The organism is Streptomyces sp. NPDC059456 (assembly GCF_042750055.1).
Taxonomy (GTDB): domain Bacteria; phylum Actinomycetota; class Actinomycetes; order Streptomycetales; family Streptomycetaceae; genus Streptomyces.
The window spans coordinates 1-1,384 of the sequence record NZ_JBHYVA010001104.1 but is presented as its reverse complement, the minus strand read 5'-3'; the positions used below and the strand labels follow the sequence as shown (position 1 = coordinate 1,384).

At 78.7% G+C, this 1,384-nt stretch carries 1 protein-coding gene; it reads left to right on the top strand.

The window, feature by feature from the left end; all coding sequences use genetic code 11:
- Window positions 1–1,326: acyltransferase domain-containing protein (locus ACFXA3_RS42500; RefSeq protein ID WP_385196891.1), on the top strand; the 1,326-nt coding region annotated here is incomplete at its 5' end.
- Between the last annotated feature and the right edge of the window lie 58 nt (window positions 1,327–1,384).

Sequence of the window (1,384 nt, the reverse complement as noted above, 5' to 3'; positions counted from 1 at the left end):
GCCCTGCCCGGCTTCGCCGAGGCCCTCGCCACCTGCCTCGGCGCGTTCGAGCCCGCACTGGCCGCCGAGCTCGAACGCGCCCTGCACGAACCCGCGTTCCCCGAGGAGGAGCTCGCCCGCACCCGGCTGGCCCAGCCCGCGCTCTTCGCGGTCGAGTACGCCGTCGCCGCCGCGCTGCGCGGCCTCGGCCTGGTCCCGCAGGCCGTGATCGGCCACAGCCTCGGCGAGGTCACCGCGGCCTGTGTGGCCGGCGTACTGGAACTGCCGGACGCCGCACGGTTCGTGACGCTGCGCGGGCGCGCCATGCAGGACTGCCCGGAGGGCGCCATGCTGTCCCTCGGCTGCGGCGAGGACACGGCCCGCGAACTGCTGGCCGCCTGTGGCCTGCCCCTGGAGATCGTGGCCGTCAACTCCCCGGACGCCGCCGTGGTGGCCGGCACCCCCGAAGCGGTCGCTGAGTTCGACACCTGGCTCGACGGACGCGTCGCCACCCACCGGCTGCGCACCACACGGGCCTTCCACTCGGCCCTCGTCGAGCCGGCCCTGCCGCTGCTCACCGCGGAGCTGTCCCGGACCGCCGTGCACCCGCCGGCGCTGCCGTGGGCCGCCAACGACGGCCGGCTCCTGCTGCCCGGCACCGAGGTCGCCCCAGACTCCTTCGCCGCTGCCGCCCGCAACCCCGTCCTGTTCACCCGGGCCCTCGATGCCCTTGCCCGGCACCTGCCCGGCGCACTGGTCGTGGAGGCGGGACCCGGCCGTACGCTGTCGGCCCTCGCGGAGGCCGCGGACCTGACCGCCGTCCCGCTCGCCGCCGGCCGCGCCGCCCGCACCGAGGACGTCCTCGCGGCGCTGGGCGCGCTCTGGACCGTGGGCCAGCCGCTCGCCGCCGACCGGCTGTGCACGCAGGGCCGCCCCGTACGCCTGCCCGGCTACTCCTTCGCGGGGCCGCGCCGGACCGCCCCCGAGGCCGCGCCGCAGCCGGACGCGCCCCGCTGCCTCGCGGGCGCCCCCGGGCCGGCCGCCCCGCAGGCGCAGTCCCCCGGCGCCGGGGAGCGGCCCGCGGACCCCGCTCCCCTCGACGTGGCCGCCCTGGTCACCGGACTCTGGGCGGAACTGCTCGGGCATCAGGAGATCGCCCCGGGCGCCGACTTCTTCGACCTCGGCGGCGACTCCCTGCTCGTCACCCGCCTCGCGCGCAGGCTCGGCACGGCGCTCGGCGTCCGCATCCCGATCCGCGAACTGCTCCTCGCCCGTACGCCGGAGCGCCAGACGGAGGTCGTCGCCGCGCTCGCCGGCCGGGCGCCGGCCACCGCCGCGGCCGGCTGACCGTACGCGAACACCCGGACACCCCGCACACCCCGCGCACCGCGCCGCCCCCCAGCGC